Annotated in this window: 14 protein-coding genes; 5 read left to right on the forward strand and 9 right to left on the reverse strand. The window is 75.7% G+C overall.

Annotated elements, in window-relative coordinates; translation table 11 throughout:
* Positions 1–60: 60 nt before the first annotated feature.
* The 3 genes from VFZ92_RS15800 to VFZ92_RS15810 all read right to left on the reverse strand — a co-directional run bounded on the left by VFZ92_RS15800 (position 61) and on the right by VFZ92_RS15810 (position 2,606).
* Entirely contained in the window at positions 61–624 is a 564-nt protein-coding gene (locus tag VFZ92_RS15800; RefSeq protein ID WP_330876679.1) for a dihydrofolate reductase family protein, read from the reverse strand.
* Positions 625–690: 66 nt separating this feature from the next.
* Positions 691–1,365: a response regulator transcription factor gene (locus tag VFZ92_RS15805; protein ID WP_330876680.1), complete on the reverse strand. Its 675-nt coding sequence runs from the start codon at positions 1,363–1,365 to the stop codon at positions 691–693.
* Positions 1,362–2,606: a sensor histidine kinase gene (locus VFZ92_RS15810; protein ID WP_330876681.1), complete on the reverse strand. Its 1,245-nt coding sequence runs from the start codon at positions 2,604–2,606 to the stop codon at positions 1,362–1,364. The genes VFZ92_RS15805 and VFZ92_RS15810 overlap by 4 nt, the downstream gene beginning before the upstream one ends.
* A gap of 204 nt (positions 2,607–2,810) precedes the next feature.
* Here VFZ92_RS15810 and VFZ92_RS15815 point away from each other — a divergent pair, with 204 nt between their 5' ends.
* From VFZ92_RS15815 to VFZ92_RS15830, 4 genes are all read left to right on the forward strand, one after another.
* Positions 2,811–3,503 carry an ABC transporter ATP-binding protein gene (locus VFZ92_RS15815; RefSeq protein WP_330876682.1) on the forward strand — a complete coding sequence of 231 codons (693 nt, stop codon included), beginning with the start codon at positions 2,811–2,813 and terminating at the stop codon, positions 3,501–3,503.
* Between the two features lie 44 nt (positions 3,504–3,547).
* Positions 3,548–5,809, forward strand: coding sequence for an FtsX-like permease family protein (locus VFZ92_RS15820; protein ID WP_330876683.1), 2,262 nt, complete (start codon positions 3,548–3,550; stop codon positions 5,807–5,809).
* Positions 5,810–5,936: 127 nt separating this feature from the next.
* Positions 5,937–6,671: a sugar phosphate isomerase/epimerase gene (locus tag VFZ92_RS15825; RefSeq protein ID WP_330876684.1), complete on the forward strand. Its 735-nt coding sequence runs from the start codon at positions 5,937–5,939 to the stop codon at positions 6,669–6,671.
* A complete protein-coding gene (locus tag VFZ92_RS15830; RefSeq protein WP_330876685.1) occupies positions 6,668–7,780 on the forward strand; it encodes a Gfo/Idh/MocA family oxidoreductase in 1,113 nt (370 codons plus the stop codon). The genes VFZ92_RS15825 and VFZ92_RS15830 overlap by 4 nt, the downstream gene beginning before the upstream one ends.
* A gap of 46 nt (positions 7,781–7,826) precedes the next feature.
* Here the strand turns inward: VFZ92_RS15830 and VFZ92_RS15835 are convergent, their stop codons facing one another.
* Entirely contained in the window at positions 7,827–9,620 is a 1,794-nt protein-coding gene (locus VFZ92_RS15835) for an ABC transporter ATP-binding protein (protein WP_330876686.1), read from the reverse strand.
* Entirely contained in the window at positions 9,617–11,269 is a 1,653-nt protein-coding gene (locus VFZ92_RS15840; protein ID WP_330876687.1) for an ABC transporter ATP-binding protein, read from the reverse strand. The genes VFZ92_RS15835 and VFZ92_RS15840 overlap by 4 nt, the downstream gene beginning before the upstream one ends.
* A gap of 141 nt (positions 11,270–11,410) precedes the next feature.
* On the opposite strand from VFZ92_RS15840, the gene VFZ92_RS15845 reads away from it, so the two are divergent.
* Positions 11,411–12,052, forward strand: a complete 642-nt coding sequence (locus VFZ92_RS15845) for a TetR/AcrR family transcriptional regulator (protein ID WP_330876688.1) — start codon at positions 11,411–11,413, stop codon at positions 12,050–12,052.
* Between the two features lie 277 nt (positions 12,053–12,329).
* Here VFZ92_RS15845 and VFZ92_RS15850 read toward each other — a convergent pair whose 3' ends face one another.
* The 4 genes from VFZ92_RS15850 to VFZ92_RS15865 all read right to left on the reverse strand — a co-directional run bounded on the left by VFZ92_RS15850 (position 12,330) and on the right by VFZ92_RS15865 (position 14,805).
* A complete protein-coding gene (locus VFZ92_RS15850) occupies positions 12,330–12,977 on the reverse strand; it encodes a maleylpyruvate isomerase family mycothiol-dependent enzyme (protein ID WP_330876689.1) in 648 nt (215 codons plus the stop codon).
* A gap of 37 nt (positions 12,978–13,014) precedes the next feature.
* Entirely contained in the window at positions 13,015–13,563 is a 549-nt protein-coding gene (locus VFZ92_RS15855) for a TetR/AcrR family transcriptional regulator (RefSeq protein WP_330876690.1), read from the reverse strand.
* Positions 13,556–14,392 (reverse strand): alpha/beta hydrolase, encoded by an 837-nt coding sequence (locus VFZ92_RS15860; RefSeq protein ID WP_330876691.1) that lies wholly within the window; start codon positions 14,390–14,392, stop codon positions 13,556–13,558. The genes VFZ92_RS15855 and VFZ92_RS15860 overlap by 8 nt, the downstream gene beginning before the upstream one ends.
* Positions 14,393–14,466: 74 nt before the next feature.
* On the reverse strand, positions 14,467–14,805 hold the full coding sequence (locus VFZ92_RS15865; RefSeq protein WP_330876692.1) for a LuxR family transcriptional regulator: 339 nt from the start codon (positions 14,803–14,805) through the stop codon (positions 14,467–14,469).
* Between the last annotated feature and the right edge of the window lie 76 nt (positions 14,806–14,881).

Genomic DNA, 14,881 nt, shown 5'->3' on the forward strand with positions numbered 1-14,881 from the left:
GCGCCCGTCACCCCGGCGTCGTGCCCGGACGCCGGCGAGCGCTCCTGGACGCCGAGCGCGCTACCGGACCACGCGGTGGCGGAGGTGGACGACCCCCGAGGCGAACGTGCGGGTCTCGACGAGTTCGAGGTCGACCTTGCGCCCGTGCGGGGCGAAGTACGGGGTGCCGCCGCCGATCAGCACCGGGTGGACCCTGGCCCGGTACTCGTCGATCAGGCCCAGCTCCTCCGCCTGCGAGGCGAGGGTGGGGCCGCCGATCCCGATGGGGCCCTCCCCCGGCTCGGCCCGCAGCCGCTCGACCTCCTCCGCCAGGCTGCCGGTGGCCAGGCGGGCGTTGCCCCGCACCTCGGACAGCGTCCTGGAGAACACCACCTTGGGCAGCGCGTTCCAGAGTTCGGCGAACTCCAGTTCCGCGGCGTCGAACGCGGGTTCCCGGTCGGTGTCCTCCCAGTAGAGCATCGTCTCGTAGAGCCGCCGTCCCATCAGGTGCACGCCGAGCGCCCGCACCTCGTCGGTGGCGAAGCGGAAGACCTCCTCGTCGGGCACCGCCCAGTCGATACCGCCGTCGGGTCCGATGACGAAGCCGTCGAGCGACAGGGCCAGCGAATAGGTCACGTCACGCATGGGAAATCCTCCTCAAGGGGTTCGACAGTATGACCCGCGACCCCGGAGGAACTCATCGTCGCCGCGTCACACCGGTCGCGCGCTCGGGCTGACCAGTCCGGTCTCGTACGCCACGATGACGGCCTGGACGCGGTCGCGGAGGCCCAGCTTGGCGAGGATGCGGGCCACGTGCGTCTTCACGGTGGCCTCCGAGAGGTGCAGGCGGGTGGCGAGTTCGGCGTTGCTCAGGCCCTCGGCGAGGTGCCGCAGCACCTCCAGCTCGCGCGGGGTGAGGGTGGACAGGTCTCGGTGCGGTGCGGCGGTGCCCGCGTCGCGGCCCGCGAACCGCTCGACCAGGCGGCGGGTGATGGCGGGGGCGAGCAGGGCGTCGCCGGAGCGGACCAGGCGGACCGCGGCGACCAGGTGTTCGGGCGTGACGTCCTTGAGCAGGAAGCCGCCCGCGCCCGCGGACAGCGCCGCGTACACGTAGTGGTCGAGGTCGAACGTGGTCAGGATGATCACCCGCGGTTCGCCCTCCGCGCCGGTCAGGATGCGCCGGGTGGCCTCCAGGCCGTCCATCTCGGGCATCCGCACGTCCATCAGCACGACGTCCGGCCGGGTGCGGCGGACCGCGTCGACGGCCTCGGCGCCGGTCGTCGCCTCGGCGACCACGTCGATCCCGTCGGCGGTGAGGATCATCCGGAAACCGGTGCGGACCAGCGTCTGGTCGTCGGCGACGACGACGCGCAGGGGGGTGGTCACGTCGACTCCAGGGGGATCAGGGCGGTCACGCGGTACCCGCCGAGCAGGCGCGGTCCGCTCCGCAGGGTGGCACCGTAGACCGCGAGGCGTTCCCGCAGGCCGATCAGGCCCCGCCCGTTGCCGGTGGCCGCCGCGGCGGACGGGGTGCCGCCGGTGTCGGTGACCTCCACGCTCAGGGTGTCGGCGCCGTAGTCGACCGCGACCGAGGCGGACGCGCCCGAGGCGTGCTTCACCGTGTTGGTCAGGGCTTCCTGCACCACCCGGTACGCGGCCAGCTCGACGCCCGGCGGCAGCGACCGCCGCTCCCCCGAGACCGCCAGCTCGACGGGCAGGCCCGCGTCCCGGACGCGCGCGACCAGCGCCTCCAGCTCACCGAGGCCCGGCTGGGGTGCCAGCTCGCCCGGCGCGTCGGCGTCCGGTGTGAGCAGCCCCATCACGTGGCGCAGCTCGGACATCGTCGCCCGGCCGCTCGCCTCCACGGCCAGCAGCGCCTCGCGGGCCTGGTCGGGCGCGGCGTCCATGACCTTGCGTGCCGCGCCCGCCTGGATGACCATCACGCTCACGTTGTGCGTCACCACGTCGTGCAGCTCGCGGGCGATCCGGGCGCGTTCGGCCTCGACCGCGCGGCGCTCCGCCTCCGCCCGGTCGCGCTCCAGCGCCAGGACCCGCGCCTGCCCCTCCTCGGTGCGCAGCTTCCACGTGCGCATCCCGTTGGCCGCCACGACGATCGGCACGAGGATCAGGAACGGCGCGTACTCGTTCGGCACGACCGGCAGGTCCGTGTCGGTGAAGGCGCCGACCACCAGCACCGACACCAGCACGCCCGCCAGCGTCGGGACCCGGTAGGGGCTGTAGGCGGCGGCGGTGTACGCGGCGATGACGCAGGCGTAGAAGACGACGCGCGGCGTGCCCTCGGGGGTCAGCACGGCGGCGAACAGCACGGCCCACAGCACGGCCAGCGGGTACCCGCGGCGGTGGACGAGGGCCAGCGCCGCCAGCGCGGCCAGCACCGCCGCCCAGATCCTGCCGTCCGACGGCGTGTCGCGCACCAGCACCGCGCTGCCGAGGAGGGAGGGGTGGGGCTTCGGCGCGTCGCCGCGGTTGAGGGCGTACTCCACCGTGACGACGCCGACCACCAGCGCCAGGCCGACGTCGAACACCCGGCCGCGCGTCGTGGGCGCGGGCGGCGGCCCGCTCGGCCGGGTCCACGCCCGCAGCAGGTCCACCGCCCTCGTCCTCACCGGACCATTCTGGCCGACCGGCCGAGGCCGGGGCATCCTCCGCCGGACCCGCCCCGCCGCACCGCCGGACTACGCCTCGGGGATGACGCGCGACCGGCTCGTCCCAGCTCGGTACCGGAAATGGCCCGCTGTGCGGACTCGCCGCGACCCGCCGCGCTCCTAGCGTCCTCCGGGCCCGGTACGACACCTCCTGGGGAGCCACCGATGACCACACCGCTGATCGACCTGCACGACGTGAGCCGCGAGTACGGCGACGGGCCGCCCGCCCTCGACGGGGTGTCGTTCTCCGTGCGGGCGGGCGAGGCCGTTGCGGTCCTCGGCCCGTCCGGCAGCGGGAAGTCCACGCTGCTCAGCCTGATCGCGGGCCTGGACCGGCCGAACACGGGCACGGTGACCGTGGCAGGCGTGCGGGTGGACCGGCTGGGCGAGGCCGCGTCGGCCCGCTACCGGCGGGCCGCGGTCGGCATGGTCTTCCAGTTCTTCAACCTGCTCGACGACCTGACCGTCGCCGACAACGTCGCCCTGCCCGCCCAGCTCGCGGGGACGGACCGCGCCGAGGCGTCGAGGAGGGCGGTCGAACTGCTCGGGAAGCTCGGCGTCGACGGGTACGCCCGCGCCTACCCCGGCAGGCTGTCGGGCGGGGAGCGGCAGCGCGTGGCGGTGGCCAGGGCGCTGGTGAACCGCCCAGCCCTGCTGCTGGCCGACGAGCCGACCGGGGCGCTGGACACGGCGTCCGGCGAGGACGTCGGCGCGCTGCTGTCCGAGCTGAACGCCGACGGCCAGACCCTCGTCGTGGTCACCCACGACCTCGCGCTGGCCCGCTCGTGCACGACCCGCACGATCAGCCTGGTCGACGGCCGCGTCGCCGAGGACGTCACCGCCGGGCCAGCCCGATGAGCGCCCTGGGGAGGGTGGTCCGCTCCGGGGTGGGCCGCGGGCGCGTGCGCACGGTCGTGGTCGGCCTCGCCGCGGCGGTGGCGGTGACCGCCTCCGTGCTCGCCGGGTCGCTGCTGGTGGCCTCCAGCGCGCCGTTCGACCGGGCGTTCGCGCAGCAGAACGGTCCGCACCTGGCCGTCCAGTTCGACGCGGGGGCGACCACGGCGGCGGCCCTGGAGGCGTCCAGGACCGCGGCGGGCGTCACGGCGGCGGCCGGACCGTTCCCGGTCGTCCCGGTCTCCCCGCGGCTCGACAGCGGACCGAGGGTCCCGCCCATGACGGCGGTCGGCCGGGCCGAGCCCGGCGGGCCGGTCGACGCCGTGGCGCTCGTCGAGGGCACCTGGGTCACCGGTCCCGGCCAGGTCGTGCTGTCGGCCGACTTCCGCACACCGGACGTCCTGGACCGCACGCTGCGGTTCCCCGACCTCCCCGGCGCGCCGGAACTGGAGGTCGTCGGCGTGGCCCGGTCGATCAGCCGCACCGCCGACCTGTGGGTGTGGCCGGACCAGGTCGCCGCCCTGACCCCGCCCGGCACGGCGGGCGGCTTCCAGGTGCTCTACCGGTTCGCCGACGCCGCGACGGCCGAGCAGGTCGACGCGAGCAGCGCCGCGGCCGTCCCCGCGCAGGGGCGGACCGGGTCGCGGTCGTGGCTCGCCGCGCGGCGGGACGCGGTGAAGGAGGTCGCGCTGTTCGTCCCGTTCCTCGTGGCGTTCGGCGCGCTGGGGCTGGTCATGTCCGTGCTCGTCGTCGGCAACGTGGTCGCGGGGGCCGTGGCGTCCGGTCTGCGGCGCGTCGGCGTCCTCAAGGCGCTCGGCTTCACGCCGGGCCAGGTCGTGCGGGCGCACGTGGCGCAGGCGTTGGTCCCGGCGGCCGTCGGGGCGGCGTTCGGCGTGGTGGCGGGGAACCTGCTGGCCGTGCCCGTGCTGGCGGAGACGAGCGAGGTCTACGGCACCACCGTGTCGCCCGTCGCGCCGTGGGTCGACGTCGCCGTGGTCGCCGGAGCGCTGGGCGTGGTGGCGGTGACCGCGTGGACGAGCGCGTGGCGCGCCGGACGGCTGCGCGCGGTCGACGCGCTCGCGGTCGGTCGCACGCCCGGCGTCCGCCGCGGCCTGTGGGCGGCCCGGACGACCGCGCGGCTCCCGCTGCCGCGCGCGATCAGCCTCGGCCTCGCCCACCCCTCCACCCGGCCCGCCCGCGCGCTGGCGATGCTCGCGGCGATCGTGTTCGGCACCACCGCCGTCACGTTCGCCATCGGCCTGGGGGCGTCGCTGACCGACGTGCAGGAGGCCAGGGACCACACCACCGACGTCGTCATCGGCACCGACCGGCCGTCCCCGACCGGCGCGCTGCCCGCGACCCTCGACGCGGACGCGGTCCGCGCCGCCATCGCCGCCCAGCCGGGCACGCTGGCGCACTTCAGCACGGCCCGGCGCGAGGTGGGCATCGCCGCGTTCTCCGGGTCCACCACGCTCCTCGCGTTCGAGGGCGACACCTCCCCCGGCGACTACCGGATGATCGCGGGCGAGTGGTTCGACGCGCCCGGCGAGGCCGTCGTGCCGTCGCCGTTCCTGAGGGCCACGGGCACGGGGATCGGCGACGCGGTCACCCTCGACGACCGGGGCGAGCCGCTGGTGGTGCGGATCGTCGGCGAGGTGTTCGACCTCCAGAACGACGGGATGCGGGTGTTCACCGACGCCGCGACGATCACCGACCCGGTGGTCACGAGCTTCGACGTCGGGCTGCGGCCCGGCACGGACGTCACCGCCTACCTCGACGGCCTGAACGCCGCGCTGCGCCCGCTGGGCGTCACCGCGCGGGCGGGCGAGGAGGGGTCGAGCGACGTGCTCGTCACGATCGTCGCGCTCACGGCGTTCCTCACGCTGCTGCTCATCGCCGTGGCGGGGCTCGGGGTCCTCAACGGCGTCGTGCTCGACACCCGCGACCGCGTCCACGACCTCGGTGTGCACCGGGCGCTGGGGATGACGCCGGGGCAGACGGTCGCGATGGTGCTCGCGTCGGTGGCGGTCGTCGGCGTGGTCGGCGGCGTCGTCGGGGTGCCGCTGGGCGTCGTGCTGCACGACGCGGTGCTGCCCGCGATGGGGCGGGGCGCGGGGACCGACCTGCCCGCCTCGTCGTTCGCCGTGCTCGGACCGGTCGACCTGGTCCTGCTCGGACTCGGCGGACCGGTCGTCGCCGTGCTCGGCGCACTGCTGCCCGCGGTCCGGGCCGCGCGCACCCGCACCGCGACGGCGTTGCGGACCGAGTAGCGGTCGTCCGTTCCACGTCAGCGGGAAAACCGGTTCCCAGCACGGTACTGGCGGCAATTTCTACCACGTGGTAGAGATTGTGGGAGCGCTTCCACACTGCCTCCACCGGAGAAGTCAGGAGTTGGAGATGACCGAACCCTCCGTGCAGCTGTACTCGGTCCGCGACGCGTTCGCGGTCGATCCGAACGACACCCTGCGGCGGCTGGCCGCCATCGGCTTCACCCTGGTCGAGCCCTACGGGGTCCTGGAGAACGCCGAGGTCCTGCGGACCCGGCTCCCCGAGCACGGGCTGAGCGCTCCCACCGCGCACGCGCGGCTCGTGGGCGTCGAGCAGGCCCCGGTGTTCGCCGTCGCGGCCGAGTGCGGCATCGGGGTCGTCATCGACCCGTACATCGACGAGGAGAGGTGGCAGGACGCCTCGGACGTCGCGGCCACGGCCAAGGCGCTCAACGAGGCGGCGGCCGTGGCCGCCGAGCACGGCGTGCGGGTCGGCTACCACAACCACTGGTGGGAGCTGGAGTCGCGGATCGACGGCCGCAGCGCGTTCGAGGTGCTCGCCGACCAGCTCGACCCCGCGGTCGTGCTGGAGGTCGACACCTACTGGGCCACGGCGGGCGGTGAGGACGCCGCGGCGCTGCTGCGGCGCCTCGGCGACCGGGTGGTGGCGATCCACGTGAAGGACGGCGGCCTGAACACCGACGGGACCGGCCAGGTGCCCGCGGGCCAGGGACGGGTCCCGGTCGGCGAGGTGCTCGCGGCGGCCCCGAACGCGCTGCGCGTGGTCGAGTTCGACGCCTACGACGGCGACGTGTTCGCCGGGATCGCCGCCAGCCGCGCCTACCTAGCGGACGCCGACCGGTGAGCGCGCGGGTGGGTCCGGTCGGTGTCGGGGTCATCGGCGCGGGCGTCATCAGCGACGCGTACCTGAAGAACCTCACCTCGTTCCCGGACGTGCGGGTGCTGGCCGTGGCCGACCTCGACCTCGAACGGGCCGCCGAACGGGCGGAGCTGCACGGCGTCCCCCGCTCCGGCGGGGTGGCCGCGGTGCTCGACGACGCGGAGGTCGAGATCGTGGTGAACCTGACGATCCCGGCCGCGCACGTGGAGGTCGGGCTCGCCGCGCTGGCCGCGGGCAAGCACGTGTGGACCGAGAAACCCCTCGCCCTGGACCGGGAATCGGCGCGCAAGCTGCTGGACCTCGCCCAGGAGAAGGGTTTGCGGGTCGCGAGCGCACCGGACACCGTGCTGGGCGCGGGTTTGCAGACCGCGCGGCGGGCGGTCGACGCGGGCCGGATCGGCGAACCGCGCACGGCGCTGGCGATCTTCCAGACGCCGGGCCCCGAGTCGTGGCACCCGGCACCGGAGTTCCTGTTCCAGGCGGGCGGCGGACCGCTGCTGGACATGGGCCCGTACTACCTGACCACGCTGGTGCAGCTCTTCGGGGCGGTCCGGCGGGTCACGGCCACCGCGAGCCGGGCGCGCGACACCAGGGTGATCGCGTCGGGTCCGCGCGAGGGCGTCGAGTTCGCGGTGACGGTGCCGACGTCGGTCCTCGCGCTGGTCGAGTTCGAGCGCGGCGGTTCGGCGCAGGTGGTGCTGAGCTTCGACGCCGCCGTGCCGCGCACCGGTTTCGTCGAGGTGACGGGCACGCGCGGCACCGTCGTGCTGCCGGACCCGAACCGGTTCGACGGGTCCTCCACGCTGCACCTGCCGGGCGTGGAGGACCCGGAAACCCTGGTGGCGGAGGGACATTCCGCGACCAGGGGCACCGGGGTGCTGGAGCTGGCGCGCGCGATCCGGGCCGGTGTCCCGGAACGGGCGTCCGGTGCGCTGGCGCACCACGTGCTCGACGCGATGCTGTCGATCGACGAGTCGGCGGCGCTCGGGCGGTCGGTGGACGTGACGAGCACCGTCGAGGTGCCGCCGGCGCTGCCGGACGGCTGGGACCCGCACACCGCCACCCTCGGGTAGCGGCGCACCGGCCCACCAGCGCGGGTGGGCCGGTGCGCGACCTCCGTCAGTACCGCCGGGACCACGCGCTCCACAGGTCGGCGTACCGACCGCCCAGCGCGACCAGCTCGTCGTGCGTGCCGAGTTCCACCACGAGCCCGTCCGCGACGACCGCGATCCGGTCGCACGCCCGCGCCTGGGTGAGCCGGTGCGCCACGACCACCGCGGTCCGGCCCTCGACCAGCGCCGCGGCGGCCCGTTCCAGGTCGCGGGCGCCGGAGCTGCCCGCCTCGGCGGTGGCCTCGTCGAGGACGACCACGGGCGGGTCGCGCAGCAGCAGGCGGGCCAGGGCGAGCTGCTGGACCCTGGCGGCGGTCAGCGGGTGCTCCCCCGCCCCGACCGCGGTGTCCAGGCCCGCGGGCAGCGCCGCCACCCACGCCCCGGCCCCGACGGCGCGCAGCGCCGCGTGGACCTGCTCGTCGGTGCTGCGCGGGGCGGCGAACAGCACGTCGTCGCGCAGCGAGCCTGCGAACACGTGCGTCTCCTGCGACACCACGCCGATCCAGTCGCGCACCTGGCCGGGGTCGAGGTCGCCGACGTCGACGCTCCCCCGCGCGTCCACCAGCAGCGTGCGCCCCGCCGACGGCGGGAACACCCCGGCCAGGACGCCCGCCAGGGTCGTCTTGCCCGCCCCGCTCGCGCCGACCACGGCCAGCGACGTCCCGGCGGGCACCTCGACGTCGATCCCGCGCACCACCTCGTGGCCCTCCTCGTAGGAGTGCCGGAGCCCGCGCGCCACGACCCCGACCGGTCCGGCGTGCGGCCGGTCCGGCTTCGACGCGGGCGGCGGGACGAGGGTGACGCCGACGATCCTGGCCAGCGCCGCGCCCGCGCGCTGCACGTCGTCGAACGACAGCAGCACCGTGCCGAGCGGGTCGAACAGGCGGTGGAACAGCAGGGCCGCCGCGGTCACCTCGCCGACCGTGACCGCGCCCGCGTCGACCAGCCAGTAGCCGGTGAGCAGGATCGCCGACAGGCCGAGGGCCTCCGCGGCGTTCATCGACTTCATGAACAGGACGAACAGCCGCAGCGCCCGCGTCGCGGCGGTGAGCGTCCGCTCGGACGCGACCGCGACCCGCCGGGTCTGCGGCTCGGCCACGTCGTAGGCGTGCACGGTGGCCAGGCCGTGCAACGACTCCAGCACCACCTGGCCTCGCTCGGCCGCCGCCCGCCGTTCCGCCGCGTACAGCGGACCCGCCTTGGGCAGGTAGGCGCGCAGGCTGACCCAGTGCACCGGGAACACGACGGTGAACGCGAGCGCCAGCCGCCAGTCCACGGTCGCGAACCCGGCCGCCGACACCACGATCGTCGTGCAGGCGCTGAACACCGTGGCGGCCAGGGGGACCGCGGCGACGAAGTTCTCCACGTCCTCGGTGACCCGCGAGGCGACGTCGCCGCTGCCGACGCGTTCCAGCACCCGCGACTCGATGCCCAGCGCCCGCTCCAGCACCCGCTCGCGCAGGTCGGCCGCGACGCGCGCCCCCAGCCGTTCGGCCGCCCGCCGGGCCAGCGCGGCGAGGACGGCTCCGACCACGACGCCCGCCGCCGTGAGGAGCAGCAGCGGCACCAGGTCCTGGCGGGCTCCCGCGCGGACCGCGTCCACCAGCTCGCCGAGGAACAGCGGCACCGCGACGAGCCCGACCCCGGCGAGCAGCGTCAGCAGCAGCGCCGCGACGCACTCCCCCGCGTGGTCCCGCAGCGCCGCGCCCAGTCCGGCCAGGCTCTGCCGGGCGGTGGCGACGGGCAGGGTGGGCGACGCACCGTCCGTCCACACCGGGCGGTCGATCAGGACGGTGCTCACCGCAGCACCGCCTCGGCGTACGCGGGGACCTCGACGAGCCGTTCGTGCGTCGAGACCACGGGTGGTCCCCCACCGTCGAGGAACACGACGCGGTCGCACCGGGACAGCAGGGGCGGCGACGTCGTGACGACCACCGTGCCCCGGTCGCCGGTGCCCCGCAGCGCCCGCAACCCCTCGGCCACCGCGTCCTCGGTGACGGCGTCGACGGCGGTCAGCGGGTCGCGGAGCACGAGCACCGGCGGTTCCGCCGCCAGCGCCCTGGCCAGCGCCACGCGCTGCCGCTGCCCGCCGGACAGGTTCGCGCCGCCTTCGAGCAGCACTCCTCCCTGCCGGGCGAGGGAATCGCGCACCTCCACGGCACAGGCGGCGACCAGCGCCCGGTCGACGGCGGCACCGCCCCGACCCGTGTCGAGGGCGGCGGCGAGCGTTCCGCCGAGCAGGTAGGCGGCGTGCGGCTCGACCAGCACGTGCCTGCGCGCGTCCACGGCGTCCGCCGGGACACCGCCGAAGCTCACGTCGCCCGCCGACGGGGGCACGCGGCGGGCCAGCAGTCCGACGACGGCGTCCGCGGCGGCCGGATCGGTCGTCGCGACGCCGAGCAGCTCGCCCGGCGCGAGGGTGAAGTCGAGCCCGGTCACCGGCCCGACCGACACGGCCCGCACGGACAGCGGCCCGAGGTCGGTCCCAGGGGCCCGCGGTCGCACCGGGACGGTCAGCAGGGCGGCGACGCGGGCCGCGCCCGCGCGGGCGCCCGCGACCTGCTCCACGCTGGAGGCGATGCGCCGCACCGGTTCCGCGACGAACGACGCCATCACGACGACGGTCACGAACTCGCCGACCGTGATGCGGCCGGACAGCGCCATCACCCCGGCCGCGGCGGCCGTGCCGACCAGCACGGCGCCGGTGGCGAGCTGCCCGACCACCGTCACGACGGCCGACGCGGACGCCGTGTCGAGCACGGTCTCCAGCGAGCGCCCGCTGGTGCGGCGGTACCGCCGGACCGCCTCGGGCACGCCGCCGAAGCTGCGCAGCGGGCGGAGGGCGTGGACGAGTTCGGCGGCCAGCGCGGCGGCCAGACCGCTCGCCTGCTGCCGGGCGCGGACCTTGCGCTCGACCCACGGGCCGAGCCGGTCGACGCCCAGCACCAGCAGGGGCGGCACGAGCACGATGCCGAGGCCCAGCCACAGGTCGACGCGCAGCAGCACGACGACCGCGACGGCCAGGCCCGCGCAGCCGGAGGCCAGGTGGGCGAGGACCCGCACGATCTCCGCGGTCGCCCTGGTGTCGGAGGTCAGGATGCTCGCCAGCTCCCCCGGCCTGCGGTCGCGGCCCGCGTCCGGGTCGGCGAGGACGTGGCCGATCGCGCGGACCCGCAGCTCGTGGGCTTCGCGCAGGGCGGTGGAGGCGAGCAGCCACGACGCGACGCCGCCGCCGGTCGCGAGCACGGTGAACAGCAGCAGGACGGCGGCGACGGCGATCAGGACCGCGATCGGCGGGGCGCCGTCGACGGCGTGGTCGACCGCGAGGCCGATGGCGAGCGGCACCAGCGCCTCGCAGGCCTGGTGGACGACCGAGGCCGCGCACCCGGCGGCGGCCGGGCGGGCCCGGCGGCGCAGGACGTCGGCCAACAGGGAGTTCTCTGGACGCAAGGGGCACCTCGGACCGTGGGGACGGGCCGCACCGCGAGGTGGGTGGCGTGGTCGCCAACGGGGCGGCGGACTTTCGAGTCACGCTGACTCGAAAGTCACGCTAACACATGCGTGACACGCTGTCTCGGTACAGTTCGCCCGATGGCTACCGAAGCGACCGCGCGGATGGGCCGCCCGCGCAGCGAGCGCGCACGGCGGGCGGTCCTGCACGCGGTGGACGACCTGCTCGTCGACGTCGGCTACGCGGCGATGACGATGAAGGGCATCGCCGAACGCGCGGGCGTCGGTCGCCAGACGCTGTACCGGTGGTGGACGACGAAGGCCGAGATCCTCCTGGAGGCGATCGTCGACGACGTCGAGGAGGAGCTGACCACACCCGCGCACCCGGACGCCGCCGACGACCTGCTGGCCTACGTGCGGGCGTTGAGCGGGTTCCTGCTCACCTCACCCTCGGGGCTGGCCTACCGCGCGCTGGTCGGCGAGGCGCAGCACGACCCGGCGGTCCGGGACCTCGTGCACGCGGCCGACCTGCTGGGCACGAGCGCGCGCACGGTGCTCGACCGGGTCCGCCCGGCCGCCCCCGCCATGCCACCACCGGGCCTGTGCGCGGCGCAGTTCGTCGGGCCGGTGGTGTACCAGGTGCTCACCGCGCAGGCGGCGTTCACCGACGAGGACCTGCGCGACCACGTCCGCACCCTGCTGGCGTCGTGGTCGGGCGGGCGGACGGCGAACCACCAGCACCGCGAGGGCGGTGGCACCGCGGCCCGGAGTTCGCGGCGGTGACGCTCCGGCAACCCCCGGATCGCGGCACCGCGACGGGCAGGCCGGCATCCCGCTCCCCTGGCGACCCGCGCTGACCGGCGAAGGCACCGGATGTCCCCACCGCTGGTGGCCCGCATCGCTGGTGGCCCGCATCGCGACCTCGCCGCCGTAGAGCCGGACGCCGCCCGCGAACCCGTCGCGGAACGCATCCCCGAGCCGGAACGGCAGCGGCTCCTCGACCTGCCGCACGGGGACGCGGAAGCCGCCCAGGACGACACCGACCGACCAGGCGTCCGCGCTACGGGCGGTAGGCGGGCCACGGTCCCAGCGGGGGCAGCGGCACGGCGCACGTCGGAGGTGCGTCGGGCACGCGGCCCGCGAGCCACGCGGCCAGGTCGTGGGCCGCGGCCGTGATCTCCGCGCCCGTCCCCCACGTCCGGTCCACGTCCGTCGCCCGCACGCCGAACCCCTCGGGCAGCCGCGGGTGCAGGAAGTCGACGGCGTGGCAGGAGAAGTCGACCGTCCACGCGCTCGGCCGGACGCCCACGTCGAGGTCGACCAGGTGGATCCACACCTCGCGCCACCGGATCTCCACGGCGGAGTCGAACCCCGTCCAGTCCACGACGCCCGCCCACGCCCGCTCCAGCCCGGCGGAGTGCTCGGCGACGGCCGCGCGGTGCTCCGCCGCGCCCCGGGTCGCGGTGGCCTCGATGATCGCGTCGCGCTCACCCGGCTCCCACAGCGCGACGACCTCGCCGCGCAGCGCGTGCTCGACCACCCGCGCACGGGCTCGGGCGGCGTCCGCGAGGTGGGCGAGGACGTGGCCGCGCGTCCAGCCCGGCAGCAGCGACGGACCGGCGACGGCGGAGTCGGTGAGGTCGACGAGCGCGGTGTCCAGGCTCCGGTGCGCCGCCGCGACGGCGGCGAGGGGCGGGGTCGCGGTCACGCCTCCGGAGCCTAGTGCGGTGACCGCGCCTGCGGGCTCACGTGCGCAGCCCGGCGATCACCATGCGGATCAGCAGGTCGTAGCTCTCGTCCAGCTCCTCCGGCAGCTGGAAGCCGTTCTCCGCCTCCAGCACCGCGAAGCCGTGGGCTGCCGCGCGCAGGCAGCGGGCCGCGTGGATCGCGTCGGAGTCCTCCAGGCCGTACGCGCGCAGGGCGGCCAGCACGATGGCGACCAGCCTGTCCCCGGCCTGCGCCACCATCGGTTCGGCCGCCTGGACGACCGCGGAGTAGCGGTGCGGGTGGGCCACCACGTAGGCGCGCCAGGCCAGCATGAGCGCGCGGATCGCCTCGTCGGCGGAGCGGCCGAGCACCGCCCGGCCGGTCCGCTCGGCCAGCTCGTCCATCACCCGCACCGACACGAGCGCGCGCAGCTCGGCCAGGTTGCGGACGTGCTTGTAGAGCGACGGCGTGGCCACCCCCGCGCGGGACGCCACGGCGGCGAGGGTCAGGGCGGCGGGCCCCTCCTCGTCGACCAGGCGCAGCGCGACGTCGACCACGGCGTCCGCGGACAGCGCCGCCCTAGCCACGGGCGTGCGCCTTCAGGAACTCCAGGACCGACCCGGCGACCCTGTCCGGGAACTGCGCGTGCGGGTAGTGGCCCGCCCCCTCGACCACCTCGACCCGGCCCAGTCCGGACGGCATCTCCGCCACGACGCCCTCGCCCTCGGCGCGGGGGTCGACCCAGTCGGGGTCCAGCGAGCCCTCCAGGACCAGCACGGGGCACCGGACGTCGCCGAGCCGGGCGCCCGCGTCGGTGGGGGCGGACATGGCCATCCGGCCCAGCACGGCCATGCGGCCCGGCCTGCGCAGGTCGGCGTCGAGCGCGGCGAGGTGCCCGGCGAAGCCCGCGGGCTTGGCGCCGGGGTAGGCGTGGTCGAGGTAGCGCTTCCACAGGCCGACGCTGCGGAACACCCCGGCTCCCATGAGCAGCAGCATCCCCTTGCGGTAGCGGGCGTTGGAGAGCAGCCCACCGACGGCGACCTTCTGCGCACGGGTGAACGGGGCGATCTCGACGACGGCGGTGACCGACCCCGGCTCCTGGGCGGCGGCGATGGTGACGGAGCCGCCGGTGAACGAGTGGCCGACGAGCACGGCCGGGCCGCCGAGGTGGCGGACGACGGCGAGCAGGTCGCCCGCGGAGTCGGTGCGGGTGTAGGACGCCCAGTCGGCGCTCGACTCGCCGTGGCCGCGCTGGTCGACGGTCGCGACGCGGTACCCCGCGTCCGCCAGCAGCGCGGCCACCTCGCGGTAGACGGCCCGGTTGTCGCCCATGCCGTGCGCCAGCACGACCAGCGGCCCCTCGCCGACCACGTCGTAGGCGAGCCGTCCGCCGTCGTGCTCCAGGAACTCGGTCATGGCCATCTCCTCCGCTAGCTAATGCCTGTAGCCCGAAAGCTAATGGTATTAGCCGGAGGTGTCAAGCGGGTGGCTCAGACGCGGACCCCGATGGCCACGGTGAGCAGCACGACGGAGTCCGCGACGGCTTCCACGCGGTGCATCCGGTCCGGGACCGCGAGCAGGTCCCCCGGTGAGCCGTCCCACGAGTCGGGCCCCGCCACCAGGCGCACGTGCCCCTGGAGGACCTGGAGGGTGGCCTCACCGCCGCTCTCGTGGTCGTGCAGGTGCTGGCCGCCGAGCAGCGCGATCACGGTCTGGCGCAGCGCGTGCTCGTGCCCGCCGTTCACGGTGTGCGCGCTGCGCCCGCTCGACGCGTCGCGGGCGATCTCCAACTGCTGGTGGGCCAGCGAGGTCAGCGAGGTCTTCGACATGCGGTTCCCCTCGTTCGTGGGCGCGGTCCGCGTCCCGTGGCACTACGACCGGACGGCCGCCCGGTCCGTGACACGA

Origin of the sequence: Umezawaea sp. (assembly GCF_036375055.1) — a bacterium.
Taxonomy (GTDB): Bacteria; Actinomycetota; Actinomycetes; order Mycobacteriales; family Pseudonocardiaceae; genus Umezawaea.

Coding starts and splice junctions, on each gene's coding strand:
- VFZ92_RS15800 (WP_330876679.1), bottom strand. CDS start 624: ATGCGTGACGTGACCTATTCGCTGGCCCTGTCGCTCGACGGCTTCGTC.
- VFZ92_RS15815 (WP_330876682.1), top strand. CDS start 2,811: ATGACCACACCGCTGATCGACCTGCACGACGTGAGCCGCGAGTACGGC.
- VFZ92_RS15825 (WP_330876684.1), top strand. CDS start 5,937: ATGACCGAACCCTCCGTGCAGCTGTACTCGGTCCGCGACGCGTTCGCG.
- VFZ92_RS15845 (WP_330876688.1), top strand. CDS start 11,411: ATGGCTACCGAAGCGACCGCGCGGATGGGCCGCCCGCGCAGCGAGCGC.
- VFZ92_RS15860 (WP_330876691.1), bottom strand. CDS start 14,392: ATGACCGAGTTCCTGGAGCACGACGGCGGACGGCTCGCCTACGACGTG.
- VFZ92_RS15865 (WP_330876692.1), bottom strand. CDS start 14,805: ATGTCGAAGACCTCGCTGACCTCGCTGGCCCACCAGCAGTTGGAGATC.